29 protein-coding genes are annotated in these 23,510 nt (G+C 62.6%); 19 read left to right on the forward strand and 10 right to left on the reverse strand.

Going from position 1 to position 23,510, the window contains the following annotated elements; translation table 11 throughout:
• Positions 1-46: 46 nt before the first annotated feature.
• The gene (locus AB8Z38_RS11520; RefSeq protein WP_369725135.1) at positions 47-475 is read left to right on the forward strand and encodes a SufE family protein; all 429 of its coding nucleotides are present in this window, start codon (positions 47-49) and stop codon (positions 473-475) included.
• A 129-nt stretch (positions 476-604) separates the two neighbouring features.
• Here AB8Z38_RS11520 and AB8Z38_RS11525 read toward each other — a convergent pair whose 3' ends face one another.
• Positions 605-1,021 (reverse strand): MucR family transcriptional regulator, encoded by a 417-nt coding sequence (locus tag AB8Z38_RS11525; protein WP_369725137.1) that lies wholly within the window; start codon positions 1,019-1,021, stop codon positions 605-607.
• A 161-nt stretch (positions 1,022-1,182) separates the two neighbouring features.
• A complete protein-coding gene (locus tag AB8Z38_RS11530) occupies positions 1,183-2,043 on the reverse strand; it encodes a DUF308 domain-containing protein (RefSeq protein WP_369725139.1) in 861 nt (286 codons plus the stop codon).
• Between the two features lie 309 nt (positions 2,044-2,352).
• On the opposite strand from AB8Z38_RS11530, the gene AB8Z38_RS11535 reads away from it, so the two are divergent.
• The 12 genes from AB8Z38_RS11535 (at position 2,353) to AB8Z38_RS11590 (ending at position 12,227) form a co-directional block, all read left to right on the forward strand.
• A complete protein-coding gene (locus tag AB8Z38_RS11535; protein ID WP_369725141.1) occupies positions 2,353-4,002 on the forward strand; it encodes an ArnT family glycosyltransferase in 1,650 nt (549 codons plus the stop codon).
• 195 nt (positions 4,003-4,197) lie between these two features.
• Positions 4,198-5,448 (forward strand): tyrosine-type recombinase/integrase, encoded by a 1,251-nt coding sequence (locus AB8Z38_RS11540; protein ID WP_369725143.1) that lies wholly within the window; start codon positions 4,198-4,200, stop codon positions 5,446-5,448.
• A gap of 53 nt (positions 5,449-5,501) precedes the next feature.
• A complete protein-coding gene (locus AB8Z38_RS11545; RefSeq protein WP_369725145.1) occupies positions 5,502-5,792 on the forward strand; it encodes a hypothetical protein in 291 nt (96 codons plus the stop codon).
• A gap of 170 nt (positions 5,793-5,962) precedes the next feature.
• Positions 5,963-6,271: a helix-turn-helix transcriptional regulator gene (locus AB8Z38_RS11550; RefSeq protein WP_369725146.1), complete on the forward strand. Its 309-nt coding sequence runs from the start codon at positions 5,963-5,965 to the stop codon at positions 6,269-6,271.
• A 135-nt stretch (positions 6,272-6,406) separates the two neighbouring features.
• Positions 6,407-7,789 carry an AAA family ATPase gene (locus tag AB8Z38_RS11555; RefSeq protein ID WP_369725148.1) on the forward strand — a complete coding sequence of 461 codons (1,383 nt, stop codon included), beginning with the start codon at positions 6,407-6,409 and terminating at the stop codon, positions 7,787-7,789.
• Between the two features lie 215 nt (positions 7,790-8,004).
• Positions 8,005-8,271: a hypothetical protein gene (locus AB8Z38_RS11560; RefSeq protein ID WP_369725149.1), complete on the forward strand. Its 267-nt coding sequence runs from the start codon at positions 8,005-8,007 to the stop codon at positions 8,269-8,271.
• Positions 8,272-8,387: 116 nt separating this feature from the next.
• Positions 8,388-8,630, forward strand: coding sequence for a hypothetical protein (locus AB8Z38_RS11565; protein WP_369725151.1), 243 nt, complete (start codon positions 8,388-8,390; stop codon positions 8,628-8,630).
• A gap of 57 nt (positions 8,631-8,687) precedes the next feature.
• Positions 8,688-9,767, forward strand: coding sequence for a hypothetical protein (locus AB8Z38_RS11570; RefSeq protein WP_369725153.1), 1,080 nt, complete (start codon positions 8,688-8,690; stop codon positions 9,765-9,767).
• 1 nt (position 9,768) lies between these two features.
• Positions 9,769-10,278, forward strand: a complete 510-nt coding sequence (locus tag AB8Z38_RS11575; protein WP_369725154.1) for a hypothetical protein — start codon at positions 9,769-9,771, stop codon at positions 10,276-10,278.
• A gap of 174 nt (positions 10,279-10,452) precedes the next feature.
• Entirely contained in the window at positions 10,453-10,683 is a 231-nt protein-coding gene (locus tag AB8Z38_RS11580; RefSeq protein WP_369725156.1) for a hypothetical protein, read from the forward strand.
• A gap of 505 nt (positions 10,684-11,188) precedes the next feature.
• On the forward strand, positions 11,189-11,758 hold the full coding sequence (locus AB8Z38_RS11585) for a phage terminase small subunit P27 family (protein ID WP_369725158.1): 570 nt from the start codon (positions 11,189-11,191) through the stop codon (positions 11,756-11,758).
• A gap of 70 nt (positions 11,759-11,828) precedes the next feature.
• Positions 11,829-12,227: a hypothetical protein gene (locus AB8Z38_RS11590; protein WP_369725160.1), complete on the forward strand. Its 399-nt coding sequence runs from the start codon at positions 11,829-11,831 to the stop codon at positions 12,225-12,227.
• Positions 12,228-12,247: 20 nt separating this feature from the next.
• Here the strand turns inward: AB8Z38_RS11590 and AB8Z38_RS11595 are convergent, their stop codons facing one another.
• From AB8Z38_RS11595 to AB8Z38_RS11615, 5 genes are all read right to left on the reverse strand, one after another.
• Positions 12,248-12,613 carry a hypothetical protein gene (locus AB8Z38_RS11595; RefSeq protein WP_369725162.1) on the reverse strand — a complete coding sequence of 122 codons (366 nt, stop codon included), beginning with the start codon at positions 12,611-12,613 and terminating at the stop codon, positions 12,248-12,250.
• Between the two features lie 38 nt (positions 12,614-12,651).
• A complete protein-coding gene (locus AB8Z38_RS11600) occupies positions 12,652-12,942 on the reverse strand; it encodes a hypothetical protein (RefSeq protein WP_369725163.1) in 291 nt (96 codons plus the stop codon).
• A 97-nt stretch (positions 12,943-13,039) separates the two neighbouring features.
• Positions 13,040-14,062: a methylamine utilization protein MauJ gene (gene mauJ / locus AB8Z38_RS11605; RefSeq protein ID WP_369725165.1), complete on the reverse strand. Its 1,023-nt coding sequence runs from the start codon at positions 14,060-14,062 to the stop codon at positions 13,040-13,042.
• 14 nt (positions 14,063-14,076) lie between these two features.
• Positions 14,077-14,493 (reverse strand): hypothetical protein, encoded by a 417-nt coding sequence (locus AB8Z38_RS11610; RefSeq protein WP_369725167.1) that lies wholly within the window; start codon positions 14,491-14,493, stop codon positions 14,077-14,079.
• Complete coding sequence (locus tag AB8Z38_RS11615; protein ID WP_369725168.1) at positions 14,478-14,765, reverse strand: hypothetical protein; 288 nt, start codon at positions 14,763-14,765, stop codon at positions 14,478-14,480. Before AB8Z38_RS11615 ends, AB8Z38_RS11610 begins: the two co-directional genes overlap by 16 nt.
• Positions 14,766-14,810: 45 nt before the next feature.
• Between AB8Z38_RS11615 and AB8Z38_RS11620 the strand changes: the two genes are divergently transcribed.
• On the forward strand, positions 14,811-15,590 hold the full coding sequence (locus tag AB8Z38_RS11620; RefSeq protein WP_369725170.1) for a class II aldolase/adducin family protein: 780 nt from the start codon (positions 14,811-14,813) through the stop codon (positions 15,588-15,590).
• A gap of 261 nt (positions 15,591-15,851) precedes the next feature.
• Here the strand turns inward: AB8Z38_RS11620 and AB8Z38_RS11625 are convergent, their stop codons facing one another.
• From AB8Z38_RS11625 to AB8Z38_RS11635, 3 genes are all read right to left on the reverse strand, one after another.
• A complete protein-coding gene (locus AB8Z38_RS11625) occupies positions 15,852-17,246 on the reverse strand; it encodes a M20/M25/M40 family metallo-hydrolase (protein ID WP_369725172.1) in 1,395 nt (464 codons plus the stop codon).
• A gap of 59 nt (positions 17,247-17,305) precedes the next feature.
• Positions 17,306-18,535 carry a glycosyltransferase family 87 protein gene (locus tag AB8Z38_RS11630; RefSeq protein WP_369726473.1) on the reverse strand — a complete coding sequence of 410 codons (1,230 nt, stop codon included), beginning with the start codon at positions 18,533-18,535 and terminating at the stop codon, positions 17,306-17,308.
• 277 nt (positions 18,536-18,812) lie between these two features.
• Complete coding sequence (locus AB8Z38_RS11635; RefSeq protein ID WP_369725173.1) at positions 18,813-20,435, reverse strand: helicase HerA-like domain-containing protein; 1,623 nt, start codon at positions 20,433-20,435, stop codon at positions 18,813-18,815.
• Positions 20,436-20,788: 353 nt separating this feature from the next.
• Here AB8Z38_RS11635 and AB8Z38_RS11640 point away from each other — a divergent pair, with 353 nt between their 5' ends.
• The 5 genes from AB8Z38_RS11640 to folK all read left to right on the forward strand — a co-directional run bounded on the left by AB8Z38_RS11640 (position 20,789) and on the right by folK (position 23,508).
• A complete protein-coding gene (locus tag AB8Z38_RS11640) occupies positions 20,789-21,154 on the forward strand; it encodes a DUF2267 domain-containing protein (protein ID WP_369725175.1) in 366 nt (121 codons plus the stop codon).
• Positions 21,155-21,180: 26 nt separating this feature from the next.
• Positions 21,181-21,588 (forward strand): DUF4332 domain-containing protein, encoded by a 408-nt coding sequence (locus AB8Z38_RS11645; RefSeq protein ID WP_369725177.1) that lies wholly within the window; start codon positions 21,181-21,183, stop codon positions 21,586-21,588.
• A gap of 201 nt (positions 21,589-21,789) precedes the next feature.
• The gene (gene folP, locus AB8Z38_RS11650; RefSeq protein ID WP_369725178.1) at positions 21,790-22,650 is read left to right on the forward strand and encodes a dihydropteroate synthase; all 861 of its coding nucleotides are present in this window, start codon (positions 21,790-21,792) and stop codon (positions 22,648-22,650) included.
• Positions 22,647-23,015 (forward strand): dihydroneopterin aldolase, encoded by a 369-nt coding sequence (gene folB / locus AB8Z38_RS11655; protein WP_369725180.1) that lies wholly within the window; start codon positions 22,647-22,649, stop codon positions 23,013-23,015. The genes folP and folB overlap by 4 nt, the downstream gene beginning before the upstream one ends.
• Before the next feature lies 1 nt (position 23,016).
• The gene (gene folK / locus AB8Z38_RS11660) at positions 23,017-23,508 is read left to right on the forward strand and encodes a 2-amino-4-hydroxy-6-hydroxymethyldihydropteridine diphosphokinase (RefSeq protein WP_369725182.1); all 492 of its coding nucleotides are present in this window, start codon (positions 23,017-23,019) and stop codon (positions 23,506-23,508) included.
• Positions 23,509-23,510 lie beyond the last annotated feature (2 nt).

Genomic DNA, 23,510 nt, shown 5'->3' on the forward strand with positions numbered 1-23,510 from the left:
GGGCTTCGCGTCCCTATATTGGCCTGAACGGGAACACGGGCCATCAATGACAACGATTGACCAGATTAGGGACAATTTTGAGCTTCTCGAAGACTGGGACGACCGCTACCGGTACGTCATCGAGCTCGGCCGAACCCTTGAACCGATGCCCGAGGCGGAACACTCCGCCGCGAACAAGGTGAATGGCTGCGTCAGCCAGGTCTGGCTCTCCAAGCAAATCGATCGCAGCGGCGACGCACCGCGCGTGAAGTACCTTGGTGACAGCGACGCCCACATCGTGCGCGGGCTGGTCGCGATCGTGCTCTCGCTCTATTCCGGCCGTACGCCGCAGGAGATCCTGGCCACCGACGCGATCGCCGTGTTCGACGAGTTCGGCTTTCGCGACCATCTGACGCCGCAGCGCTCCAATGGCCTGCGCTCGATGGTCGAACGCATCAAGACGGACGCAAAAGAGGCGCTCGCGGAAGCTTCGTGAGAGAAAGACCCTCATGGTGAGGAGCGCGAAACGCGCGTCTCGAACCATGAAAGCCCCGCTCTCGCGCGCAGCCATCCTTCGAGACGCCCACGTTGCGGGCTCCTCAGGACGAGGGCGGAGCAAGCGGCTCTACTTTCCCTTCTTCCGCTGCTGCTGTCCCAATCCCATTTTCTTCGCCAGTTGCGAGCGCGCCACCGCATAATTCGGGGCGACCATGGGATAGTCGGCCGGCAGGCTCCATTTCTCGCGATATTGCTCGGGCGTCATGTTGTACTGGGTGCGCAGATGGCGCTTCAGCGACTTGAAGCGCTTGCCGTCCTCCAGGCACACCAGATAATCCGGCGCGATCGACTTCTTCAGCGAGACCGCGGGTTTTGCCGGCTCGAGGGGCGCCTCGACCCGGCCCGCCGACACCCGCGTCAAGGCGCCATGGACCTGGCTGATCAGGTTCGGAATCTCGGCGGCCGGCGTCGGGTTGTTGCTGAGATAGGCCGAGACGATGCTCGCCGTCAGCTCGACGAAATTCTTGCCCGCGGCGTCCGACATGGGCGCGACCTCTTTCCAATTTGGCTCCGTCGCATGCCATTGGCGACGGTGAAGTATTTTGTGTCAACAATACGTTGGCTGAAATGCGACGACTGGCCAAGATGAGCCGATTACTAGCGTCGCGACAACAACGGTGACGTATGACTTGATTGCGCCAGTCTTCAAGACCGCTGGTCGAGATGGGCGCGCAGTTCGTCAATCGAGGCAAAGCGCATCAGGCCCTCCGGCATCTGCGCCTCGATCGAACCATCGGAATAGAGTGAATAGGCCATGCCGTCGACCACGCCGGATTTGAGCACCGTGACCGGCGGCTGCTCGGCAGGCGGGGCTTCGGGTGCAGGCTGAGGTGCGGCGGGCTCGAAGCTCGACGGTGGGCGCGGCGGCGGGCGGCGCGCCACGGCTGGGTCGGGCGGTCGCATCCGGTCCGGCTTGGGCCAGGCATCATCGAAGCTCGCCGGCGGTGGCTCAGGCGCGGCAGGCACCGGGGATTCAGCGTGAAGTGGCGGCGGCCCCTCGGCAGTTTTCGCCTCGGCACGCTCGCGCTCCTTGCGCGAGCTCGAGGCGAACAGCAGGTTGCGCCGGCGCGGTGCTTCCGGAGCCGCCGGCGGAGGCGTTTCCGGTGGTTCCGGTGCTTGCGGCGTTTCGAGGCGCGGGCGGTCGCGCGCGGGCGCTTCGCCCTGCCAGGGCGGCGCGGCGGGCGTTGGCGGCGGCTCGGCCCTCATCGCCGGAGCGGGCTCAGTCGCAGCTGCAGGCGCAGCGGGCGCCGCAATGCCTGGCGGCAGCACGGGCCTCACCCGAACCTCGGACGCCGCCATCGATCCGGCCAGTCGCCGGGCAATTCCCTTCAGTTCCGCGGCCACGACATAGAGGCCGGCCAGTAACAATCCGGAGCAGACGCCGATCGTGCCGGAGATTATGAGCGTACTGCCGAGGCTGAAATCCCTGATGGTGTAGCCAAAAAGGACCGCAACGAGACCCGCCACCACGGCGAAGATCCCTGCGATCAGCAATGCCAACATCATCGAACTCACCCCCGGCCGCGCATCCACGCGCAACACCCGTTACGCCACGATACCGTCATACTGGGTTCCTCGCCAACGGCCAATTGCGGGCGCTGTTCCTAAGAGAGGGATATCAGAGACTTATTCACATTCCCTTCAGCTACCGCCCGCTAACTGTCATGGACCCCAAGTTCTGGAATTGCTGCGTCGCATCAGGAATTTAGCCATAATGCCCAATTACTTGGTAGTGGAACTGCGCTATAGGGATTCCGGGGTTGAGGCCCGCGCGCACCAGCGGGGCCGAGAGGGCATTCCGGGTCACCAATAGCCATGACATCCATCACGACTTCGTCGATCGACACGCCTCTCGGGCGCTCGGTTGAACGGACTTGCGACGACCTCGCCATGCTGGTGCTGGCTGCGGTCGCCGTCATCGCAGGCCTGACCTTCCGCGACTACGGGCTCGGCTGGGACGATTACACCCACGCCGAATACGCCGACCTGCTGCTGCGCATGTTCGGTTCCGGCTTCAGGGACACCGCCGCGCTCTCCTTCGCCAACCTTTACATGTATGGCGGCGGCTTCGATATGATCGCGGCCCTGCTGCATAAGGTGCTCCCGATCGAGCTGTTCGAGACGCGCCGTCTGCTCGGCGCGATCGTCGGCGTGATCGGGCTTGCGGTGACATGGCGGCTCGGCCGCCGCATCGGCGGACCGCTTGCCGGGCTCGCCTCACTCTTGCTGCTTGCGCTTTGCCCGATCTTCTACGGCCACATGTTCATGAACCCGAAGGATGCGCCTTTCGCGGTGGCGATGATCATCCTGATGCTGGGCTTGGTCCGGCTTATGGAAGAATATCCAAAACCCTCGCCCCGCACGATCCTGATCGTCGGCCTGGGCGCCGGGCTGTCGATCGGTTCGCGCATTCTCGGTGGGCTCGCGCTGGTCTACGCCATGGTCGGCTTCGTGCCGCTGTTCCTGGAGGAACTGCGCAACGAGGGCGTCCGCGAGGCGGTGCGTCGTTTCGCCCATGTCGTCTATGTGCTGCTGCCCGGGCTTCTGCTCGGCTATCTCGTGATGGGCCTGATCTGGCCCTGGTCGATCATGCAGCCCGGTAATCCGTTCGAGGCTTTGACCTACTTCTCGCACTTTTTCGAAAAGCCGTGGAAGGAGATGTTCGACGGCGCCATCGTGTCCGTGCCGGATATGCCCTGGTCGTACCTGCCGACGCTGTTCGCGCTTCAGCTGCCCGAAGTGATGCTGGTGCTCACGGCTGGCGCCGTGATCGGCACCTTCGCCCTGCTGCCGCGCCGCGAGGTTCCCGCCCGCCGCAAGACCATCCTCCTCATGCTGACGCTGGCGGCGACCCTGCCGCTCGCGATCGCGATGGTGAAGCGGCCCGCGCTCTACAACGGCATCCGCCATTTCGTCTTCGTCATTCCGCCGATGGCGGTGCTCGGCGGCGTTGCGTTTGCCTGGGCCATGGAACGCCTGCGCGCCAATCATCGCGCCTGGCAACCGGTCGTGCTTGCCACCTTCTGCTTCGGCTTGGCGCTGCCGCTGGCTGAAATGATCCGGCTGCATCCGTATCAATACACCCACTTCAACCATATCGCCGGCACGGTGCGTGCCGCCGACGACCGCTTCATGCTGGACTATTGGGGCCTCGCGCTGAAGCAGGCCTCCGACGAACTGCGCGAGCAGCTGATCGAGCGCCAGGAAGTGCCGCCGCGCAATCGCAAATGGAAGGTCGCGGTCTGCGGTCCGCAGCGTCCGGCCCAGGTCGCGCTCGGCCCCGACTTCACCATCGGCTGGGATTCCAATGCAGCGGATTTCGCGATGACGCTCGGCGAATTCTACTGCAAGGGCCTCACCGCGCCGGTGCTCGTCGAGATCAAGCGCGACGACGTGGTGTTCGCCCGCGTCTACGACATCCGCGGCCGCAGCATTTCCAGCCTGCTGTCGATCCCGGCGCCGTAGGATTGTTCTCCTTGTAGCCCGCATGGAGCGTCCGAGCTATCGCTCTTCCGGGAAAGTCCGCCGTAGTCCGCGCTGTACGGAAGCTACTGAAAAATCGGGGTTTTTTGGCTTCCAACCTTTCCCAGTGGGGCTATTATGTACGCCGAAGTCCGCCCAGTACCAACGTGGGACCGGGGGATAAATCGGGGTATCAAAATGCGGACATGGGACAGGCTTAGCGCGACCTTCGTGCGCGGCTTGAAGAAGCCGGGAAAATTCTACGATGGCGGCGGGCTCATGCTGAGCGCAGCGCCGACCAAGACCGAGGGCGTTGTCAGCAAGGCTTGGCTCTATCGATATCAGCTGGATCGGCGCGAGCGGGTCATGGGGCTCGGCTCGGCGCGCGTCGTCAGCCTCGCCGAGGCCCGCGCCAAGGCCAATGAGGCCCGCAAGCTGCTGGCGGCTGGCGTCGATCCGATCAGTCACCGCCATGCCGAGCGCATGGCCGCTCGTGCCGCGGAGCTGCACACCGCTACGTTCAAGCAAGTGCTCGACCAGCTGATCGATAGCCATGGCGACCGCTGGCGCGCCAAGCATGCGACCCAATGGCGCAACAGCATGACCACCTACGCGAAGCCGCTGTTCGAGGTGGCAGTCGGCGATATCGATACAGCGATGGTCGTCACGGTGATCGAGCCGGAATGGAAGCGCGCGCCGCAGACTATGGATCGTGTCCGCCGCCGCATCGGCGAGGTGCTTGGCTTTGCTGAGGTGCGCGGCTTCCGCAAGCCGGGGCCGAACCCGACACGCTGGAAGAACCATTTCGACAAATTGCTGCCGCATCCCCGCGAGCTGAAGCCGGTCGTGCATCATGCGGCGCTGGCCTACGATGCCGTGCCGAGCCTGTGCGCCAAGCTGGTCGCCACCGACGCCATCCCTGAATTATGTCTTGCCTTCACGATCCTCACCGCATCGCGGAGCCAAGAGGCGCGCGGCGCGCGCTGGGACGAGATCGACCTCAATGCCAAGCTGTGGATCGTCCCGCCGAGCCGCATGAAGCGCAACCGCGAGCATCGCGTGCCGTTGAGCAAGGAAGCACTGGCGCTGATCGAGCGGCTGCCGCGCAACGGCGATCACCTGTTCAGCCTCAAAGGCAATGCCAAGCCAATCGTCGCGATGAGCCTGCGCAAGGCTTTGCATCGTCATAGCGACGACGGCGTGACCGTACATGGTTTCCGCAGCGCCTTTCGCGACTGGGGCGGCGAACGCACCAACGCGCCGCGTGAGCTGCTGGAGGTCGCGCTGGCGCATGCCGTAGGCAACGCGACGGAAGTGGCCTATGCGCGCGGCGATCTGCTGGAGAAGCGGCGCAGGATCATGCAGCAATGGGCGGCCTTCCTCGCCGCGCCGCCTGCGCGCGCTACCGGCAACGTGGTGGCATTGGCTGGGAGGCGCAGTCGTGCCTAATGCGCTCACCCTTGATGATCTGATCGCGTGGGCTCGCGACTGGGAACGGCACCTTGCGGAAGGCCCGAGCGATCAGCGTTTGGACCTATCGAGAGAGGTACTGCAGCAGTTTCTCCCCTGCCGCCATTGCTGCGCTGGCGCAGCAGCAGCGCGAGCAGGACCGCAAAAAGCCGCGAGCCCGTGGCGGCAGGCCCAAAGGCGGAATGGGCGAGCAGAAGTTGCGCTTCGTCGAAAGCGGCGTGCGCGAGGAGGACGCGGATCGCATCGTGGCGAAAGCGTTTGGCAAACCGCCCGAGGCCGTCCGGCGCGCATCTAAAAGCGCCCGCAAGAAATCCCCGCGCTGAGCGGGCCCGCGCCACCAAAAACCCCTCCCGCGCGCGCTATAACGAGGCGGGCTTACAAAAAACCCCCATCCACGCGCCGCGTGCTCGCAAAAAACACCCCCTACTTTCCCGCGCTCGCAGCCCGAGGAAACTGCGTGCATCTTGTCCGCATCAGTATGCGGAGAGCGCGCATGACGAACCCCAAAGACGACGATCCGCCGCCAGCGCCGCTGGTCTTCATTGATCTAAAGCAGGTTAAGAAACTGACCAGCCGCTCGAAGTCAGCGATCTATGAGGACCCAACATTCCCGCAGCCAGTGTCATTCAGCGAGCCGAGCCGCGCGCGGCGGCAAGCCCGCTGGTTGCATCATGAGGTCGTGGGTTGGCTTGAGGAGCGCATCGCGGAGCGTGACGCTAAGGCTTCGCAGCGCCGCCAGGAATTGCTCGTTCGACGCGAGCGGCGTCTCGACAAGCGGCGAGCAACACAAACAACCTCTTAAATGAAAAGCCCCAAGGGCCGAACTGGCCCGAGGGGCTTCAAATTTTTCCCGACCGGGCAAACGGTCGTCGCGAACAAGCACCCGACGATATAGCCCGAACCGCGCTGCCCCACCAGAGGGGACGAGGACGGGCTCATGGCCGACGAATTTGAAGGCTGGGACGAGCGCGAAGCCGAAGAGCGGCGCGAACAAATGCGCCAGCAGGGCTACCCGACCTATGAGGCTGCGGCCATCGTTCGCGTTCTCTCGGCCAATGCCGATCTGCCGGAAGGTTGCCATCCAATGCCGTTCACGGCGCTTGGTGGCCTCGACAGTGTCAGGACGAGCGAAGCCGCCCAAGGCAGCACTACCGGCTTCAGGGAAGCCGGGGAAGCCGAGCCGCTCGGCGAATGGGATGCAGGCGACGACGACCAACCTATTCCGCCGCGCGGCTGGCTGCTCGGCAACAGCTTCTGTCGTGGCTTCGTTAGTTCGCTGCTTGGTGAAGGCGGTGTCGGCAAGACTGCGATGCGATACGCACAAGCCCTGTCGCTCGCGACCGGACGCCGATTGACCGGGGAGCATGTCTTCCAGCGCAGCCGCGTGCTGATCGTGAGTCTCGAAGACAGTCGCGACGAACAGCGCCGCCGCATCCAGGCAGCTTGTCTGCATCACGGTATCAAGTCAGAAGAGCTGAGAGGCTGGTTATACCTCGCTGCTCTCGACAAGGCCGGAGGCAAGCTGATGACCAGCGATCGACACGGTCATCCCGTACTGGGTGCCTTGGGAGCGAAGCTGGCAAGGACGATCGTCGCACGCAAAATCGACCTCGTGATCCTCGATCCGTTCGTGAAGGCGCACACGATCAACGAAAATGACAACAGCGCTATTGACGAAGTGGCGCAAATTCTCACCGACATGAGCATCAGGTTCGACATCGCCGTCGATGTACCGCATCACATCTCGAAAGGGCCAGCCGATCCCGGCAATGCAAACCGAGGCCGTGGCGCTTCATCATCCAAGGATGCGTTCAGGCTGGTCGATACCGTGACCCGCATGTCGGAGGAGGATGCCAAACGCTACGGGCTGAGCGAGGTCGAGCGGCGATGGCTGATCCGAATCGACAATGCCAAGGTCAACATCGCGCCGATGGCGGACGCACGATGGTTCCAGCTGGTCAGCGTCAACATCGGCAACGCGACCGATCTTTATCCGAACGGCGACAATGTTCAAACCGTCGAGCCGTGGTCGGCCCCGGGCTTGTTCGCCGAGCTGAGCGTCCCGGTCCTCAACGCCATCCTCGACGACATCGAGGAGGGCCTGCCTGACGGCAACCGCTTCAGCGATGCCCCCAACGTCACTGATCGTGCTGCCTGGCGCGTTATCGAGAGGCACTGCGGCAAAGGCGAAGGACCGGCCCGACAGATCATCAAGACGTGGCTCGGTTCCGGCCTGCTGACCCATGTTTCTTATGAGAACCCGATCACCCGCAAGCCTGTCAAAGGCCTTCGCGTGGACCCTGTAAAGAGGCCGTCATGATCTGCGCCGTTGATCAGGTTCTAATGGCGCACCAACGGCAAATGGGCTCTGCGCCGTTGTTACTGGTGCGCCTAAGTAAAAACCAATGGCGCATTGGGGTGCGCCATTTGGTTTTTTTAACGGCGCACCAATGGCGCGATGGCGCACAGCAGGCAGCGAAAACCCGAACACGCTAAGTGTTCACAGTGTACACTTATCTAAGGAGGAGTTTGCCCATGTCACGCGGCCTCGGCAGATTGCAGAGAGCATTGTGGGAGACGATCCTCCAGCACGGCAAGCCGATGTCGTTCGACGAGATGCGGGCAATCATTCTGCAGGAGCTAAAGCTGGAATATGGCTCCAAGCTGCGCCCGTCATTTGAGCGCTCGATGCGGCGGGCGCTGCATCGAATGGCCGAGCCCGGTGGTCGGTTAATTGCCATCGGAGACGGCGGGCGGGCCGAGCGTATCGCTATTTCATCCATCCGCTCATCATCGGGATGATGGCCACGACGCCGAAAGCGGACGCGCTCCAGCAAGCGCTGAAAGCTGATCCCGGTGCGGAAAAGGCCGCAGCCAAATGCATGGCGGAGATGTTCAATCAAAATTCAAGCTGAGCGATGGACAAGCCCACGCCACCCACCAACCGCCAACGCCGACGCGAGCAACAGCGCCGTCACCGTCTGCGCCAGCGCGAAGGTCGGCGGGTTTATCCTGTCGAATTGGACGGCTCGATCCTCAGCATGCTGGTTGACCTGCGCTGGCTCGATGACGACAAGGCTGGCGACCACCGAGAGGTGGGCGCTGCCGTTCGTCGGTTATTGATCGAGGCCGCGAGCGGGCTGCCGCCAAAAAAACCGTAAGCCTACGACACCGGACGCCGCAGCGCCGTGGCATCGTGCCGATGATGGAGGACCGCCATGAACGCACCGGCTCGCCAAGGCATCCCGCTCCGACCTGATCCCGGCGCGCTGCTCAGCTCGCAGCGCCGCAGCTTCATCCGCGCCGCAACTGCGGTGGCGCTTGCATCCCGTGACCGGCAGCGCCCCGACGCGATACTGGCCAAGGCATGGCCCGACGACGCCACAGCGCCGCGCATGCTGAAGGGCGCGACATCGCCGACCACCAGCGGCGGCGGCTACCCGCAGGTGCAGACCATCGCCGTGCTGCCGATGCTGGCTCCGTCGAGCGCCTCGGCGCGGCTGCTCGAGCTGGCCAGCTCCGTCGATCTGGCCGGTGTCTCATCCGTTGCGGTGCCGTACATCGGCGCAAGCGGCAGGCCGGTGGTGCCGTTCGTCGAGGAAGGCAAGCCGATGCCGGTGGTCGATATGACCATCTCGGGCATCAGGGTCGGGCCGGTGAAGAAGCTGCTGATCGGATCGGCGCTCACCAACGAGCTGCAGAATGCCAGCAACGACACGGCGTCAACGATCATCGGCGGTGCGCTTGCGACATCCGCCGAGCAAAGCATGGACGCGCTGCTGCTCAGCGCCGCTGCAGCGACCGCTGCTGCCCCTGCAGGCATCCTCGAGGGCGTTGCCGCGATTCCATCGGCGGGCACCAGCGGCGCGGAAGGCATCGCCAACGATCTGGCGCTGCTCGCGGAAAGCATCGCCAGCAACGGCATCGGCGCCGACGAGATGATCGTGATCACCACGCCCGCGCTCGCGACCAAGCTGCGCTGTCTGGTCTCGCTGAAATTTTCCAACGAGGTGTTGTCGTCCTCATCGATACCAGCCGGTGAGGTGATCGCGGTCGCGGCTGGCGGTCTGGTGACGGGCTATGACGGCGGCGTCACAATCGAGGTCAGCGAAGAGCCGACTTTGCATTTCGAGGACGCCGCACCGACCGACATCAGCATCCCCGGCGCGCCTGCTGCTGTGGCCGCGCCGACGATCTCGATCTGGCAGACCGACAGCCTCGCGGTGAAAGTTCGTGGCTGGTGCGCCTGGGCAGTTCATCCCGGCGCGGTCGCCTACGTCACAGGAGCAGCGTGGTAACATGGGCAGCGAAGAGAACTATGAGCGCATGTGGCAGATGCGGCGGGAGAACGAGCAGCGCCTCCAAGAGCTGCAGCAACAGCGGCGCGAGCGCGAATACCTCGAGGCAATGAGCCAGCCGGTCGAAGATCGTGTCGAGCGCTGGAAGCGTGAGGCCGAGGAGCAGACCGCGCGGGAGCAGCGGACCGTGCGAGAGCGCCGACGAAGCGAACGGCGTGCCGAGCCTGCGCCGGTTAATTGGGACCTGCGCATTGCCGATGCCATCGCGGAGGAACGGCGGTTCCTGATCGAGGTGGTCGGCCAAGCCGTGGGAGAGCTGCGTGAGCAGATCGAAACGAGCATGCGCAAGGAATTTGAAGAGCAGCTGCGTCAAACGCAGGTCGATGCAGCCGAGGCGAAGATCATGCTGGGCGAGCTGCGGATCAGCTTCGCCGAGCTGCGCGAGCAACTGAGCGGTGCGGATCAGGGCAAGACCATCGACCTGCCATCATTGCGCAACCGCGCGAATTGAGCGCAGTCTCTTTCAGTAGCTACGCTACGGGTAAGGCAGGCATCCGTTGCAAACCAGAGCGAGAGTGAGGCCGTCACAGTAGACGGCCTTTCTGCAATAATCGCTTGCCTTTCTGGAACGAGCTGTCTGAACATCCCTTAACCAAGATGAACGGTCCAGTTAAGGCTATGGGCGATGGGCAGCGAGTGGTTGCATTCCTCCAAATACTGGCGACTGCGCGCGGAAGAGTTCCGGAGCAAGGCCGACGCTTGCCAGTTCCCGCAGACAAGAGAAACGCTGCGCGACATTGCCAATAACTACAACGAGTTGGCTCAGCGCGCCGAGCAGGTCGTTACACTCGCTGAGTTGGACAAGGACGCCCGCTTCAAAATAGGCCCGCGCGCACGGGGGCGCGGCGACGAGTAGCGCGCTATCCCCGCAGCTTAACCTACTTTAATTAGGATCTGGTTCGCCCGTTGTAGGTTACCTCGCATCATCGGCCACGTATTCAGGGCGTCGGTGACTGAGAGACGCTATTGCGCTCCCGCCTGCTCGGGAGTGCTTTCTATGCCGGAACCATTAAGCCGCGAAACGCGGGAACTATTGGAGCGCGCCGACGCGGCGATGAGCGAGGCGCGTCAGGCGGTCAACCGAGCCCACCAACTGCGATGGAAGGCTTCCGCAACCGCTCGACCCGAGCAACCCGATCAGCGCGCCCCTGCACCACCCAGCAAAGCTGACCAGGGGCCGGGGGGCGGATCGTCCAAATAGGGTCTGCAGCTTGTCAGAGCGGCGGAGCGCTCCAAAGTTAGCGCCCGCAGGTTGGAAAAAACCGCCCGAGAAAATAATTCTCTTCTTCGCGCGGAGAGAACCTCCTTCTACATGCTCGACGAGGCCGAAAACCTCGCCTTTCGGTGCCAAAACGCGCAGGGTGGCCGCCAAGTCGCAGAAACAGGAGGTTTTGATGCGTCCAGGCCCATCGCCCGAGCCGCTGCGCCTGCGAATTTTGAAGGGCAACCCCGGCAAGCGCCGCCTGCCGCTCAATGAGCCACAGCCGCCGATACCGCCAGCCATGCCCGAGCCGCCGCCGCACATCACCGGCTACGCCAGCGATGAATGGTGGGGCATCGGGCCCGCGCTGCTTCGGCTCGGCATCTTGACCGAATGCGATATCGCCGCATTCAGCGCCTACTGCCACAGTTACGGCCAATGGCGGATGGCCGCCGAGGCGCTGGCGCGGATGCAGGCTGGCGATCCGCTGATGAACGCGCAGATCATCAAAAGCAAATACGGGGACGCGGTAGCGAATCCGCTCGTCTCGATCGTCCGCAAGCACGCGGGCGACGTGGTGCGCTATGCCGCCGAATTTGGTTTGACCTCCGCAGCTCGCGCTCGGCTATCTGCAGGCGGCTTCGCACCGCCATCGCCGCCGTCGAAGTTCGACGGGCTGCTCGGCGGCAGCGTCGTGCCGATGAAGCCGCGCGGGGATGAAGACGCGTGAGGCGAAGCCTGATCTTGCAATATCCTGCCAGACCCTCATAGGCTCCTCCTCAGCGGGGGGAGCGTGGCCTATGTTTGAGAGCATCCGGAGGCAATGGGCAGTAGCGAGGGCAGACGTTCTATCGAAGCAAGTAGACGACATCTTGCAACGGTACGAGCGGATGAACTCCAACGATAAGTATTGGGTTTTTTCGGCCTTCAATTCTGTGCTGTCGGAATTGGAGGACCAGCTTGGTTCGTTTGCGCATTGGAGCAACGAACAAAAGAAGCAGCTTGCAAAGCAGATCATGCTTTCGGCTCAAAAGGCTTTGACCGAGCGCGGAAACAACATAGCCGCTGAGACAACTCGAATTAGCGCACACGGCGGAGCATTGCTCTCACTTTATTTGGAACTGCAAACGCTCCCCGGCGATCAAGCCGCCAGTATCGTAGAGGCCATTGAGAACTGGCGAGCACTGGCTCAATCCTGAACAGGTCAGCGCAGTAGTAATCAATACTTGTCACTCTGCAATTCTCGCAGAGTGATGCCCGCAGCATCGCTTATTTGCGAACCGACCGCTCCCTGCTTAATTGCCCAATTCACCACATCGCGCTTGCTCACACCGGCAGCGAGCATCCTCGCACCTTCCTTTATCAACGCGGCGGTTTGTGTTCTTTCCCTATCAAGCATCCGCATCATCGCATCACAGGCAACGGTGTTGCCTTGCTTGGAGGCCAAGCAGCTGTCGTATATGGCTGCATCGTTGGCGGAGCGTTCGGGGCTGGCTTTCCACCAAATTGAGCCGCCGCAGATGATAGCGACTAAGGCTCCGCCGCAGACGAAGCCGGCTATAAAACTGCGCCTTTCAGGCTTCATCGCCGCCTCGCTTGGTTCGCGGCCATTGGATTGCGACCTCAGTCTTTCGGCTTTTCGTAGAGATCAATATCGCCGATGGCTCCGTCGATAAGTTCGCGCAAGGCAACCAACGTGTCTCGAGCGCGGAGCGCCGAGCGTCCAGCCATGTAAGGACCGGCAGGCGGTAGATCATCTGCTGGTGACGCTGTGACGGTGCCTCCGGTTTGGCCGGTGCTGATCTCGGCGATGCGGCCACCATTGATACCGAAATAGGCGGCAATGTCGTGCTGCTTATCTCCGCGAACCAGCATGCCTTTTACGGTCGCGATCTCACCTTCGCTCAATGCCATAGAAGTCTCCTTCTTGCGAATCGGGAGACGTCACGATGGCACAATGCAGGGTAGCAGCGTGGGGACGGAGACCGTTATCCCGCTTTTTCACAGGGACTTAATCGCTGACGTTGCCTGTCTCGTCGATCCTGTGAGCGGTTATCGTCGGAAGGACGACATTCTGCAGTTGCGGATTGGCCGGATCACCATGCATTCCAATAATGAGGTGGGCCTTCATCACCATTGCCCGTGAAACGAACGTCTCGGGCGCGGCAAAAACTAATCGATCAAGCTGACTCTGCTTGATGCCGAAGGCGTTGAATATCGCCATGAACGCCGTTTGACCCGCGAAATCCACAGCCTTGGCAAATTCAAAGTCCGATTCCCGCTCCTGAATCGTTTCCTCGATCTGTTCTCGTGCTCGCCCGTGCATCAAGCCATTCCTGATGTCGAATAGATCACTTTGAATCTGCGAGCCAACCTTCAGACGCGTCAGGAGGGCTTCTATCCGTTGCTTTTGAAACGGTCGGTGAGTTGATACTTCATCGCAAGTTGGACAAATGAGATCCGAACGGCATTTCTGGCACTTGTCGGCAACGACATGCTTGTCGGTTGTGGTCCCAGCGATCAATTCCAGCACAAACCAAAAGTACTGGAACTGATCCTCCATTAGGGCGGAGCCGACGCCTGCCGAGTACCAGCGCAGGGCGCGATCTACAACGACAGCGTTTGGCGTTGTTTGCAGTTCTTTGACGCTTTCGAGTAATTCGGCAGTTATCGCTTCTGGTCGGTCTCGGTGGTTGTCTCGTCCATATGCAAACTGCTCTCTGTGTTCAACGCCGGGAGTCCAATCCATCAGAAATCGATTGCGGACGAGTTTAAAGCCAGCTCCAGTCACAAAGCTAAGAAGGCGCAGAAACTGCCGTGCCGAATTTAGCGCGAGGTCCTCGGCAGCGGAAATTCCTTCGGCTTGGAGGATGATCCGTAGTTCAAGGTCCTCCTCCAGTTCAGGCTCGCTCTCGGTCAAACCCGATAGGGTAAGTTTGTAGTCGCCGCGCGGGTGTTCATAATGCAGTTCAGGGGTTGCTTTAGCCAGATGCAGATCGGCGCTAAGTCGATAGACAGCAAGCCAAGTTTTCATTGCTGCCATCCTCATCAAGTGACCGATAGATGAACTTGATAGGCGTCTGCGCTGGGATTGTAGGAGAGGATCGCGAGTGAAATTCCTTGTACAATGCGAACAAAACTCTCGGGATCGCCTTCGTGATCGAGGAAGGGATAGCGCTTTGACGCACGGCTCGGCGTGGGGTCATACCGCTCGCCGCCATCCGTCTCGATGACCGAATGAGGATTGAAGTTGACCAGCGGGACGAGGCCCCGACTCGTCTTCTCGTGATCAAATACCATCCAGCCATGAACGACTCTGCAGCCGGGATTGTCTCTTGCCCATGTGCCAGCGTTCTGGTGGCACTCGAATTCTCGATGGGTTTCATCGACCATCTTGTAAGGGACGACAATGCCGTCTTGTCGGCGTGCATAGAGTCGCTTTGCAAGCGTCAGCAGCTCATCCACGAATCAATCTCCGGCACATTCGTCGTCCAAAGATTGTAGCAGAACGGGCGGAGCCCCACGGCAGGACCAGAGGTCACCGCGTCCGTCCATGGGGGATAGATCGGGGGAATGATCGCCCACAGGCGGAATAATTGAGCAAATTCAAGGAGGTTGCTCGGATGGAGCGAAGCGAAATCCGAGACCTTTGGTGAAGCCTCCCGCATTCCGCTTCGCTCCATGCGGGCTACGCTTGGCTGCTGCGATTTGACCGCCTTGCCGCCGACCTCACCCAAGACTAGGCTCCCTCCCCGCGACAACGAGGTTCGGAGAAATTTGCCATGTCACCAGCGGAAGCCCGCCTGAAGGAAGTGCCGTCGAACATGACGGAGGCCGAGTGGCAGCAACGGGTCAATCTCGCCGCCTGCTATCGCCTGGTCGCGCTCTATGGCTGGGATGATCTGGTCGACACCCACATCTCCGCGCGCGTGCCCGGCCCCGACCATCACTTCCTCATCAACCCCTACGGGCTGATGTTCGACGAGATCACGGCGTCGAGCCTGGTGAAGGTCGATCTTCACGGCAACCAGCTCAGCGAGAGCGAGTACAGCATCAACCCGGCCGGCTTTACCATTCACTCGGCGATCCACGAGGTGCGCGAGGACGCGATCTGCGTGCTGCATCTCCACACGCTCGACGGCACCGCGGTCTCGAGCAGCGCCGAAGGCCTGTTGCCGCTGAACCAGACCGCGCAGCTCGTCACCCACGACCTCGCCTATCACGACTATGAAGGCATCGCGCTGGATCACGAAGAGCGGCCGCGGCTTCAGAACGACCTCGGCGACCATAATCACATGCTGCTGCGCAACCATGGCACGCTGACGGTCGGCCGTTCGGTCGCCTCCGCGTTCGAGCGCATGTATCACCTCGAGCGCGCCTGCTCGATGCAGGTGCGCACGCGCGCGCTGGGCACGCCGGTCTATCCGGTCGACGACATCGCGATCGACAAGAACACCGAGCTGCTCGCCAACCGCGACCGCGCCGAGCTGCGCGCCACCAACCTGGTGTGGCCGCCGTTGCTGCGCAAGCTCGATCGCGAGCTGCCGGGTTACCGATCTTGAGTTTTCCGGGATTTCGTGTAGGGTAGGTCTCAACACCCTCTGCACGTTTTGGAATGAAACGCCGCCCAATTCCGGGCGGCGTTTTTGTTTGTTGCTGCCGTCATTGCGAGGAGCTCTTCGCGACGAAGCAATCCAGGCCGTTTCCGCGGAAAGATTCTGGATTGCTTCGCTTCGCTCGCAATGACGATGAAGAAGCCTCGGAGGGATGGTGGGCACGGCGCGCGAAGAGCGCGCCTTTGCCCATCCTACAGCAGAGTGCCTCTACTTCACCTCCGCCAGTGCCGCGAGGATGCGGGCCCAGGAGCGAATGCCCTTCTGGAAGCTCTTGAGATCGTACTTCTCGTTCGGCGAATGGATGTTGTCGTCGTCGAGCCCGAAGCCGACCAGCAGCGAATCGAGACCAAGCGCGCGCTTGAAGTCGGCGACGATCGGGATCGAGGCGCCCGAGCCTATCAGCACGGTCTCCTTGCCCCACTCCTCGGTCAGCGCGGTCTTGGCGGCGGCGAGCGGCTTCATGTTCCAGTCGAGCGCGATGGCGGGGCCGGCGGAATGATCGCCGAATTCGACCTTGCAGTCCCCGGGAATCCGCGCCGACACGTAATCGCGAAACGCCTTGCGGATCTTGGCGGGATCCTGTCCCTGGACCAGGCGGAATGAGACCTTGGCCGAGGCGTGCGACGGGATCACCGTCTTTGAGCCTTCGCCGATATAGCCGCCCCAGATGCCGTTGACGTCGCAGGTCGGACGCGTGGAGGCCTGCTCGACCAGGAGCCGGCCCTTCTCGCCGGCCGGAATCGACAGCCCGACCGGGTTGAGGAACGTCTCCGGCGTGAAGTCGAGCTTCTTCCACTGCGCCAGGATCTCCGGCGGTGCGTCCTTCACGCCGTCATAGAACCCTGGAATGGTGATGTGGTTGTCATCGTCGAACAGCCCGCCGAGAATTTTGGTCAACACCCGGATCGGGTTCATCGCGGTGCCGCCGAACACGCCGGAATGCAGGTCGCGATTGGCGGCGGTAATCTTCACCTCTTCGTAGAGGAGGCCGCGCAGCGACGTCGTGATCGCCGGCGTGTCGCGGTCCCACATGCCGGTGTCGCAGACCAGCACGTAGTCGGCCTTGAACTCGTCCTTGTTGGCTTCGACGAACGGCACGAAATTCTTGGAGCCGACTTCCTCCTCGCCTTCGATCAGGAAGGTGACGTCGATCGGCAGCGAGCCCGTCACCGCCTTCCAGGCACGGCAGGCCTCGACGAAGGTCATCACCTGGCCCTTGTCGTCCTCGGCGCCACGCGCGACGATGATCTTGCGGCCATCGGCGTGATCGGTGACGACAGGCTCGAACGGCGGACGGTGCCAGAGATCGAGCGGATCGACCGGCTGCACGTCGTAGTGGCCGTAGAACAGCACGTGCGGTCGTCCGCCCGTCTTGCTCTTTCCGACGACGGCAGGATGGCCGGCGGTCGGCCTCACCTCGGTCGCGACGCCGAGGCTCGCGATGTCCTTGGCGAGGTGCTCGGCGGCCGCCTTGCAGTCGGCAGCGAAAGCGGGATCGGCGGAAATCGACTTGATCCGCAACAACGAGAACAGACGCTCCAGGCTGTTATCGAACTCCTTGTCGATATGGTCGAGCACGGATTGAAGCTGAGCATTGGCCATGGTCGTATTCCCTGACTGCTGGTCTCAAGAGGGCTTTAAGTTCCAAGATGGCTTGAGTTTCAAGACGCCTTGAGTTTTAGCTTCGCCGCGGCGTCGGAGCCAGCCGCAACCGGCGGATGCCGGATGTGCCAGGCGAGGCTACCTGCGAGGACCGCCGTGGCCATGAGATTATTGCCCCAGGCCTGGATGACGTTGGGAAACGGCGGCAGCGACAGCAGCATGAGAATGCCGGCGGCGCCGAGGGCAAGCCAGGTTCCCAACCGGACCTTGGCCCGTTCGTCGAAGGCGGCGCGATGCGTCAGCACCGTCAGCGGGAAGAACAGCCACATGAAGTAGTATTGCCGCGCCAACGGCGAGGCCACCGTCATCAGGCAGAACAGAATGCCGAGCTCCTCGGCGTCAGATCGCGCCGTTCGCCGCGCTTGCTGCGGCATCACCGCGACGAAGCCAAGCCCGAGCAAGGCCGACACCGCGAGCACGATCCAGTTCGCCGTCTTGTAGTCGACGTCGATGACATTCATCGTGCGCGGCGGCTTGTTGGGATCGTCCTGATTGTAGTTCAACGGCCGGACCAGCCGGTGCGTCACGGCGATGACGGACTGGTTGACCCATGACCAGTTCTGCTCGTCGCGCTGTCCGAAGCCCCTCTCCGAGCTCGATCCGATCATGCCCTGGTACCAGGTCTTCAGCTCGGCCGCGTTGCGCTCGAAGCCGCGAATGGGCGCGGGTACGACGTAGAGAAGGATGCCGATGAAGGCGGCCATGCTGAGGACGGCTGCCCACTGCCGCCGCCACACCAGATAGGGCAGCACCGCGATGGGAAACACCTTGATTGCGGTGGCGAGCGCAAACATGAAGCCTGCGAGCCAGGACCACCGACGCTGCAAACTCCAGAAGCCGGAGAGCATCATCGCAAGCAGCACGAGGTTCGGCTGGCCGAGGTCGAACATGTCGAACACGAAGGTCACGGTCACGAGGGCCGGCAGCGCTTCCAGCCAGGGGCCCGGTCTGCGGTCCGATCCGGTCATCGCATTGGATAGGATCCCCGTGTACCACCACGCCACCATATTCAGGATCGACAGCACGACGTAGAGCGGGATCTTGCCGAACCAGCTCGGGATCGCGAGCAGAATCGCCGGCAGCGGCGGATAGATGAACTCGAAATATTCGCCGACATCGCTGGGATAGAGCGGCCTGCCCTGCAAGACCTGCTGCCCGGCCCAGTACCACAGACCGTAATCCTTGGACTTGCCGTGGCCGAAGATCTCGGGACCGAGGACATCGGCCATCAGGATGACGCAGCAGAGCAGGAAGAGGAGATCGAGCGGCGCGCGCAGCGAGAGGGGTCTGAGCGCGCCGGGGTTGGGTGAGGAGTTGGGCAAGGTCACATGCGGTCCAGTCTGGGGAACCTAGCACCTAGCAGACCGGCGGAGGCTTGGAGAGCCCCCTTCACCCGATTTTGTAGCTGCCGCGAACTCCAGCTCCTGCGCATCTGCCTTCGCTGAAGCTTCGCAGACAGAAGCGGAGCGAGGTCGGGGATGGATGGCCCCAAACGCGTCATTCTGCCTACCTTCGCAGCAGTCCACCGAGCGCGCCGCGGACCAGCGCGCGGCCGACCGAGCCGCCAAGCTGGCCACCGACCGATTTACCGAGATCGGCCACGACGCCGCCGACCACCTTGCCGGTGACCGTGCGCGTGACGTCGCGCGCGATGCGCTGGCCGGTCGTCAGCCGATTGCGTCCGGTGTTGGTGCCGAAGATGGTGCCGACGATCGAGCCGATCTGGCCGAGGATGCCGCCACCGCTTCCGCCCGCGGCGCCGTCGGCCGACGCCGCCGTGCCGGCGATGCGCTTCTGGATGATCTCGTAGGCGGAGTCGGAATCGATCGCGGTGTCGTATTTGCCCTTGACCGGGCTCGCATCCATGATTGCCTTGCGCTCCTCCGGTGTGATCGGCCCGATGCGGGCCGATGGCGGGCGGATCATCACCCGCTCGACCATCGCCGGCGTGCCGTTGCCTTCGAGGAAGGACACCAGCGCCTCGCCCTTGCCGAGCTCCATGATCACCTTGGCGGTATCCAGCTTCGGGTTGGGCCGGAAGGTCTGGGCCGCGGCGGCGACAGCCTTCTGATCGCGCGGGGTGAAGGCGCGTAGCGCATGCTGCACCCGGTTGCCCATCTGGCCGAGCACGCGGTCGGGCACGTCGATCGGGTTTTGGGTGACGAAATAGACGCCGACGCCCTTGGAGCGGATCAGGCGGACCACCTGCTCGATCTTGTCCATCAGCGCTTTCGGCGCATCGTTGAACAGCAGATGCGCCTCGTCGAAGAAGAACACCAGTTTTGGCTTCGACGGATCGCCGACCTCGGGCAGCTCCTCGAACAATTCTGACAGCATCCAGAGCAGGAAGGTCGCGTAAAGCCGCGGGCTCTGCATCAGCTTGTCGGCGACGAGGATGTTGACCATGCCGCGGCCGTCGCGGTCGGTCTTCATGAAGTCCTTCAGCGTCAACGCGGGCTCGCCGAAGAACTTTGTGCCGCCCTGGTTCTCCAGCACCAGGAGCTGGCGCTGAATGGTGCCCACGGTGGCCTTGGTGACGTTGCCAAAACCCTGGGCAGCTTTCCGGATCGATGCCAGCGGATCTTCTGCCGCGTCCGGCCCCTTCTTGCCACTGTCGGGCACGATGGCATCGAGCAACGCCCGCAGATCCTTCATGTCGATCAGGGCAAGACCGTTGTCGTCGGCGACGCGGAAGGCGACGTTGAGCACGCCTTCCTGCACGTCGTTCAAATCGAGCATACGCGCCAGCAGCAGCGGCCCCATCTCGGTGACGGTGGCCCGCACCGGATGACCCTGCTCGCCGAACACGTCCCAAAACACCGTCGAGAACTGGTCGGGCTGGAATTTCAGCGCCATCTCGCTTGCACGCTTGATAATGAAATCCTTGGCCTCCCCAACCTGCGAGATGCCGGAGAGGTCGCCCTTGATGTCGGCGGCGAACACCGGGACACCGGCGCGGGCGAATCCTTCCGCCATCACTTGCAACGACACCGTCTTGCCGGTTCCGGTTGCACCGGTGACGAGGCCGTGGCGATTGGCGAGCGCCAGCGTCAGCCAGGCCTGCTCGTCTCCCTTGCCGACGAAGATCTTGTCGTCGGTATCGCCGAGCGTGTTGTCCTGTGGCGTCATCACTGTCTCTATCTATTTTTCTGCTTGTTTCGCGTATTGAAATTCAAGCGAACCAGTTCCGTAGTTTAACGCATGTCGTGCGCCGATTGAAACCGTTCAAGACGCCCCGGACATGTCACATTCTCGGAGCACGGACGCGAGACTATCCGCCAAAAGTCGCAGCGATACATTCGCACCGCGGCAAATTTTCATTCGTTTCCTTCTCCGCTCTTGCATCGCTGCAACACTTTTCGCGCGATTGAAGATGAATCGGACACCGCGTGCGTTCATCGCTTGTATTTCACATCGCACCGGCTCAAGATCGTTTGTCGAAAACAATACTCCGGCATGTGAACCGGCTGAGGGGCGGCCATATGGACGAGCTGATCGGGCGGCTGGCGACAAACGCCAGCATAGATAGTGCTGTCGCTGAAAAGACCGTCGGCATTATCCTGGGTTTCCTCCGCAGCGAAGGTCCTTCCGACAGCGTCCAGGCTCTGATCGACCATATCCCCGGTGCAGATGCTGCCATCGAGGCCTCCAGGAGCGGCGGCGGACTGTCGCGGCTGATGGGCGGCGGACTGATGGCGGTGGGCACGCGCCTGATGGGCCTGGGACTTGGCATGTCCGACATTCAAACGATTGCCCGTGAACTTTTCCGGTTCGGCCGAGACAAAATCGGAGCGGATCAGATGGGCAAGATCATCGCGGAGACGCCGGGCCTCAGCCAGTTCGCCTGAGGCTTTCGCACTTCATACTGAGTATCATGACATATCCCATCTCCGAGATTGAGGGCCTGCCGGCCTTTGCCGCAAACAAGCTGAAGGCCCAGGGTATTCGCACCACCAGCGCGCTGCTGGAAGCCGCGAGCACCGCCAAGGGCCGCAAGACGCTGTCGGCCAAGACCGGCATCAGCGAGCAGCAACTGCTGGAATGGGCCAACGTCTCCGACTACATGCGCATTCCCGGCATGGGCAGGGCCAAGGTCGGCCTGGTCCGTGCCGCCGGCGTCACGACCGTGCGCGAACTTTCCTATCGCAATCCCGCGCGGCTCGCCCAGAGCATGCGGGAGGCGAACGAGAAGAGGAAACTCGTCCGCATCCTGCCCTCGGAAAAATCGGTCGGCGACATCATCGCCAAGGCGAAGAAGCTGGCGCCGAAGATTACGTATTAAGCCCTCACTTTCTCCATCATCCTGACAGGGTGACCGCGATAAAGTCCGTAGCCCGGATGGAGCGCAGCGCAATCCGGGGTTGTTCGAGAGCCGGGCGATGCCGGTCCTGGATTTCGCTGCGCTCCATCCAGGCTACGAAGACAAGATCCGCAGCCGCATCCCGTCTTGACTCCCCCTCCCCGACCGCGCAAAGCCTGCCGCATGAACGCCTCGCCCTTCCCATCCGTCGCGGCGGCCGGCTCGGCCGGGCCTGACGTGCTGCGGACGCTCCTGGGCCGGCCGATTCCGGCGGTGATGGGGGTGCTCAACGTCACCCCGGATTCGTTCTCGGACGGCGGCGAGTTCATCGCGCCCGATCAGGCGCTGGTGCGGGCGCGGGCAATGATCGCTGCCGGCGTCGACATCATCGATATCGGCGCCGAGTCCACCCGGCCCTACAAGGGCGCCCGGCCGGTCACGGCGGCGGACGAGCTCGCCCGACTGAAACCGGTGCTGGCCGAGATCGTCGCGCTCGGCGTGCCGGTGTCGATCGACAGCATGAAGGCCGAGGTGGTGGCGTTCGCACTCGACCAGGGCGCGGCGATCGCCAACGACGTCTGGGGACTGCAACGCGACGCCGCAATGGCGCCGCTGGTGGCTGATAAAGGCGTCCCAGTCATCGTCATGCACAACCGTGACAGCGCCGATCCTGCCGTCGACATCATCGCGGACATGAAAGCATTCTTTCAGCGCTCGCTCGATATCGCGGCACAGGCCGGCATCGCGCGGGAGAAAATCGTGCTCGATCCCGGCATCGGCTTCGGCAAGACCGCCGAGCAGAGCATGATTGCGCTGGCGCGGCTGCGCGAATTCGAGATCTTCGGCCTGCCGATGCTGGTCGGCGCCTCGCGCAAGCGCTTCATCGCGTCGGTGTCGCCATCAGAGCCGAGAGAACGGCTGGCCGGCTCGATCGCCGCGCACCTCATCGCCGCGCAGCGCGGTGCAAAAGTCATCCGGACCCATGACGTCGCCGAGACCTTGCAGGCCCTGCGGGTCGCCAACGCAATCGAGAGCCAGCAATGACCGATACGATTTTCGTGACCGGCCTGTCGATCCATGCCCGCCATGGCGTGATGGAGCACGAGACCGAAGTCGGCCAGCGTTTTGTCATCGATCTCGAACTCTACACGGAACTGTCGGAGCCTTCGCGCAGCGACCGGCTTGCCGACACGGTCTCCTACGCCGACGTCGTGGCGACCACCACGGCGGCGTTCAAGAACACCAATTACAAGCTGCTGGAGCGCGCGGCCGGCGCGGTCGCGGACGCCATCCTGTCGCACTTCCCGCGCATCCGCGCGGTGAAGGTCACCGTGCACAAGCCGCATGCGCCGATCGCGGCGATCTTCGACGATGTCGGCATCGTGCTGACGCGCTCGCGGCATCCCTGACATGGCGAGCGTCCTCATTGCGCTGGGCGGCAATGTCGGCGATGTCCGCGCGACGTTTGGCAAGGCAATCTCCCATATCTGCGGCATGGCGCAGGCTTCGCTGATCGCGCGCTCATCGGACTACAGGACGCCGCCCTGGGGCGACGAGGACCAGGATCCCTTCATCGACGCATGCGTCGAGATCGAGACCAGCCTCGATCCGCACGCGCTGTTGTTCGTGATGCAGAAGGTCGAGCAGAAATTCGGCCGCACGCGCGACAAAGAGCGGCGCTGGGGACCGCGCACGCTCGATCTCGACATGATCGCCTATGACGATGTCAGCTTGCGGAAGCCTGACCTGACCTTGCCGCATCCGCGCCTATTCGAGCGTCCCTTCGTGCTGGTGCCGCTCGCCGAGATCGCACCGGACCGCGTGATTGGCGGCATTCGGGTTGGCGACGGGCTCGCCAGCGTCTCGACGCAAGGGATTGAGCGGCTTCCCAATACCGGCTAACC

Origin of the sequence: Bradyrhizobium sp. LLZ17 (assembly GCF_041200145.1) — a bacterium.
Classification (GTDB): Bacteria; Pseudomonadota; Alphaproteobacteria; order Rhizobiales; family Xanthobacteraceae; genus Bradyrhizobium.

What these genes read in the sequence shown, in the direction of transcription:
- AB8Z38_RS11520 (WP_369725135.1), top strand. Translation starts at nt 47, where the DNA reads ATGACAACGATTGACCAGATTAGGGACAATTTTGAGCTTCTCGAAGAC.
- AB8Z38_RS11525 (WP_369725137.1), bottom strand. Translation starts at nt 1,021, where the DNA reads ATGTCGGACGCCGCGGGCAAGAATTTCGTCGAGCTGACGGCGAGCATC.
- AB8Z38_RS11530 (WP_369725139.1), bottom strand. Translation starts at nt 2,043, where the DNA reads ATGATGTTGGCATTGCTGATCGCAGGGATCTTCGCCGTGGTGGCGGGT.
- AB8Z38_RS11535 (WP_369725141.1), top strand. Translation starts at nt 2,353, where the DNA reads ATGACATCCATCACGACTTCGTCGATCGACACGCCTCTCGGGCGCTCG.
- AB8Z38_RS11540 (WP_369725143.1), top strand. Translation starts at nt 4,198, where the DNA reads ATGCGGACATGGGACAGGCTTAGCGCGACCTTCGTGCGCGGCTTGAAG.
- AB8Z38_RS11550 (WP_369725146.1), top strand. Translation starts at nt 5,963, where the DNA reads ATGACGAACCCCAAAGACGACGATCCGCCGCCAGCGCCGCTGGTCTTC.
- AB8Z38_RS11555 (WP_369725148.1), top strand. Translation starts at nt 6,407, where the DNA reads ATGGCCGACGAATTTGAAGGCTGGGACGAGCGCGAAGCCGAAGAGCGG.
- AB8Z38_RS11560 (WP_369725149.1), top strand. Translation starts at nt 8,005, where the DNA reads ATGTCACGCGGCCTCGGCAGATTGCAGAGAGCATTGTGGGAGACGATC.
- AB8Z38_RS11565 (WP_369725151.1), top strand. Translation starts at nt 8,388, where the DNA reads ATGGACAAGCCCACGCCACCCACCAACCGCCAACGCCGACGCGAGCAA.
- AB8Z38_RS11570 (WP_369725153.1), top strand. Translation starts at nt 8,688, where the DNA reads ATGAACGCACCGGCTCGCCAAGGCATCCCGCTCCGACCTGATCCCGGC.
- AB8Z38_RS11575 (WP_369725154.1), top strand. Translation starts at nt 9,769, where the DNA reads ATGGGCAGCGAAGAGAACTATGAGCGCATGTGGCAGATGCGGCGGGAG.
- AB8Z38_RS11580 (WP_369725156.1), top strand. Translation starts at nt 10,453, where the DNA reads ATGGGCAGCGAGTGGTTGCATTCCTCCAAATACTGGCGACTGCGCGCG.
- AB8Z38_RS11590 (WP_369725160.1), top strand. Translation starts at nt 11,829, where the DNA reads ATGTTTGAGAGCATCCGGAGGCAATGGGCAGTAGCGAGGGCAGACGTT.
- AB8Z38_RS11595 (WP_369725162.1), bottom strand. Translation starts at nt 12,613, where the DNA reads ATGAAGCCTGAAAGGCGCAGTTTTATAGCCGGCTTCGTCTGCGGCGGA.
- AB8Z38_RS11600 (WP_369725163.1), bottom strand. Translation starts at nt 12,942, where the DNA reads ATGGCATTGAGCGAAGGTGAGATCGCGACCGTAAAAGGCATGCTGGTT.
- mauJ (WP_369725165.1), bottom strand. Translation starts at nt 14,062, where the DNA reads ATGAAAACTTGGCTTGCTGTCTATCGACTTAGCGCCGATCTGCATCTG.
- AB8Z38_RS11620 (WP_369725170.1), top strand. Translation starts at nt 14,811, where the DNA reads ATGTCACCAGCGGAAGCCCGCCTGAAGGAAGTGCCGTCGAACATGACG.
- AB8Z38_RS11625 (WP_369725172.1), bottom strand. Translation starts at nt 17,246, where the DNA reads ATGGCCAATGCTCAGCTTCAATCCGTGCTCGACCATATCGACAAGGAG.
- AB8Z38_RS11630 (WP_369726473.1), bottom strand. Translation starts at nt 18,535, where the DNA reads ATGGCCGATGTCCTCGGTCCCGAGATCTTCGGCCACGGCAAGTCCAAG.
- AB8Z38_RS11635 (WP_369725173.1), bottom strand. Translation starts at nt 20,435, where the DNA reads ATGACGCCACAGGACAACACGCTCGGCGATACCGACGACAAGATCTTC.
- AB8Z38_RS11640 (WP_369725175.1), top strand. Translation starts at nt 20,789, where the DNA reads ATGGACGAGCTGATCGGGCGGCTGGCGACAAACGCCAGCATAGATAGT.
- AB8Z38_RS11645 (WP_369725177.1), top strand. Translation starts at nt 21,181, where the DNA reads ATGACATATCCCATCTCCGAGATTGAGGGCCTGCCGGCCTTTGCCGCA.
- folP (WP_369725178.1), top strand. Translation starts at nt 21,790, where the DNA reads ATGAACGCCTCGCCCTTCCCATCCGTCGCGGCGGCCGGCTCGGCCGGG.
- folB (WP_369725180.1), top strand. Translation starts at nt 22,647, where the DNA reads ATGACCGATACGATTTTCGTGACCGGCCTGTCGATCCATGCCCGCCAT.
- folK (WP_369725182.1), top strand. Translation starts at nt 23,017, where the DNA reads ATGGCGAGCGTCCTCATTGCGCTGGGCGGCAATGTCGGCGATGTCCGC.